Origin of the sequence: Arthrobacter sp. Hiyo1 (assembly GCF_001263615.2) — a bacterium.
Lineage (GTDB): Bacteria > Actinomycetota > Actinomycetes > Actinomycetales > Micrococcaceae > Arthrobacter.
The window spans coordinates 1-2,611 of sequence record NZ_DF952485.1 but is presented as its reverse complement, the minus strand read 5'-3'; the positions used below and the strand labels follow the sequence as shown (position 1 = coordinate 2,611).

The following is a 2,611-nucleotide window of genomic DNA, read 5'->3' as shown; positions in this document are numbered from 1 at the left end:
AAGTCCCCGCCGGCGAGGGAGTTCGGTGAGTTAAACAAAGGAACCCCGGTCAGAGACCGGGGTTCCTTTGAATTGCGTGCGCGAGGGGGATTTGAACCCCCACACCCTTTCGGATACTGGCACCTGAAGCCAGCGCGTCTGCCGTTCCGCCACTCGCGCGCAACTTTCTTTCGCCCGGGCCGTACCAGGTTTCCCCGGCCTCACCCCTGCGAAAGCAGCGAGATCAAGCATAACGGACAACCTGTTGAAAACGCCAATCGACCCGGGACGGGGCCGTAAAACCCTGGGACGCCACGGATTGCCGGTCCCCCAGATGATGCGGAAATCACGCGAGAAGCATCCCGGAATGATGCAGTCCGGCGAACTTTTCCGGCGTTCCGGCCGTTGTGGAATAAGGCCATTCACAGTCTTGCCCAGTAGTATCGGGGTTGAAGACAGGCTTCCTGCGTGCGCTCCGGCCACTGCGGGGATTCGTCTTGGCTACTGATACTGCCGGGTCAACGAAGCGGAAGGAGAAGGACCATGGGCTTGCTTGACAGGGTTGAGCGTGGCATCGAAAAGGCCGTCCGAGGCGTCTTCTCCACCGGGTCGCGGGCGCGGGTGGAGCCGGTGGAAATCGCCAGCAAGCTTCGCCGTGAACTGGACAACAAGTCCATCACCATTTCAGCCGGCCGAACATTGGCACCCAACGTTTTCGACGTTCTCTTGAGCGATGAAGACTTCGCGCGCGCAGGACTGGGGAACTCCCCTGGCCGAAGAATTGTGCGACGTCGTCATCCAGCACGTGCGCAGCCAAGGTTACATTCTGCAGGGTCCCGTACGGATCTCCTTCCGTCACGACGATGCCCAGCGCGAAGGCCATTTCGAGATCACGTCCCGCACCGAGAAATCCGGCGGGGCTGCCGCGCCCGTTGCTCCCCGGCCCGTTGTGCCCGCCGCTCCGAGCCGCGAGCCCACACGGCTCCAGCCTGTCCTGGACATCGGCGGACAACGCTATTCCCTCAACGCGCCTTCCATCGTGCTGGGCAGGTCATCCGAAGCCGACATCCTGGTGGACGATACCGGCGTCTCCCGCAAGCACTTGGAAATCCAGACGGCAGACGGAGTCATCCGCGCCGTCGACCTCGGTTCCACCAACGGAAGTTACGTCAACGGCCATAAAGTGGACGGCAGTGTAGAACTTACTGACGGATCCACCATCACCATGGGACGGACCAAGATCATCTTCAGACTTCTCCCCCAGCCCTCTGGTGGGCGCCCGTGAGCGACATCAGCGAACTGACCATCACCGCACTCCGCTTCGGCTTCCTGCTGTTGCTCTGGATACTGATCTTCAGCATCGTCTCGACCATGCGTCGCGATCTCGTGATCGGCCGCAAGGCAGCCATGGGAACTCCGACGGCGCGCGAAGTACGCAAGCATCCGGAGCTCGCCCCGGCGCCGCCCCAGCCCGTGAAGCAGCAGGCGCACCAGCTCGTCGTCGTCGAGGGCCCGCTCAAGGGCACCACGCTTCCTTTGGCCGCGAGCCCCATTCTGCTGGGCCGCGCACAAGAGGCCACCTTGGTCCTCGAGGATGATTATGCTTCGGGCAGGCACGCGCGCTTGTTCCCCCAGGGCAGCCGATGGTTCATCGAAGATCTTGGCTCCACCAACGGCACCTACCTCGCCGATCAGCAACTGACCCGAGCCCTGCCGGTGGAGCTTGGCGTCCCCGTGAGGATCGGCAAGACGGTCATCGAATTGAGGGCGTAGCCCATGGCTTCCCCCCAGCCTTCCGAAGGCAAGGCGCTGCCTCCGGAGCTCCCCCTCATCATGCGTTACGCGGCGCGGTCCGACGTCGGGCGTGTCCGCTCGAAGAATGACGACTCCGCATATGCCGGCCGGCATCTTGCCGTCGTCGCGGACGGCATGGGCGGGCACGCGGGCGGGGACGTCGCCTCGGCATCCACCGTGCTGGACATGATCCACCTCGATCACGATTCCTACCCGGACGGCGCGGAAACAGTCCTCGCGGACGAAATCCAGACTGCCAATTCCCTCCTCTCCGAACTCGTCCACGTAGACCCGAAGCTCGCGGGCATGGGCACCACGGTCACCGCCCTGCTGCTCGAAGGCAGGCGGCTGCACTTCGCGCACATCGGCGATTCCCGCGCCTACCGCCTGCGCAATGGCAAATTCGAGCAAATCAGCGTGGACCACACTTTCGTGCAGAGGCTGATCGACGAAGGCCGGCTGCGCCCCGAGGAAGCCGAAACCCACCCGCACAAGAACGTCCTCATGCGCGTCCTGGGCGACGTGGACGCCAGCCCCGAGCTGGACCTCGACGAGCTCGACGTCGAACCGGGCGAACGCTGGCTCCTCTGCTCCGACGGCCTGAACTACGTCCAAGGCGCAGTCGTGGAGCAAGTAGTCCGCGAAACCAAGGACCTCGCCGAATGCGCCGAGCTCCTTATTGAGCTCACGCTCGCCAACGGGGCTCCGGACAATGTCACCGTGGTGCTGTTGGAAATCGTGGAAGAGACCGGCGATAACCTCAGCACGGCCGCCGTCGACGTCGTCCCGGAAGCTCAGACGCCGCCGAAAGCGGCCGATCCCGCGAAGTCCGCACCGA

At 63.7% G+C, this 2,611-nt stretch carries 2 protein-coding genes, 1 tRNA gene and 1 pseudogene; 3 read left to right on the top strand and 1 reads right to left on the bottom strand.

Features of this window, described 5'->3' with window-relative positions:
• Nucleotides 1–76: 76 nt before the first annotated feature.
• Nucleotides 77–160 (bottom strand) — tRNA-Leu (locus AHiyo1_RS23715).
• 362 nt (nucleotides 161–522) lie between these two features.
• Between AHiyo1_RS23715 and AHiyo1_RS23710 the strand changes: the two are divergent.
• From AHiyo1_RS23710 to AHiyo1_RS23700, 3 genes and pseudogenes are all read left to right on the top strand, one after another.
• A pseudogene (locus AHiyo1_RS23710) lies at nucleotides 523–1,264 on the top strand (FhaA domain-containing protein).
• 5 nt (nucleotides 1,265–1,269) lie between these two features.
• Nucleotides 1,270–1,752: an FHA domain-containing protein FhaB/FipA gene (locus AHiyo1_RS23705; protein ID WP_059390255.1), complete on the top strand. Its 483-nt coding sequence runs from the start codon at nucleotides 1,270–1,272 to the stop codon at nucleotides 1,750–1,752.
• Nucleotides 1,753–1,755: 3 nt separating this feature from the next.
• Nucleotides 1,756–2,611: PP2C family protein-serine/threonine phosphatase (locus tag AHiyo1_RS23700; protein ID WP_148667759.1), on the top strand; the 856-nt coding region annotated here is incomplete at its 3' end.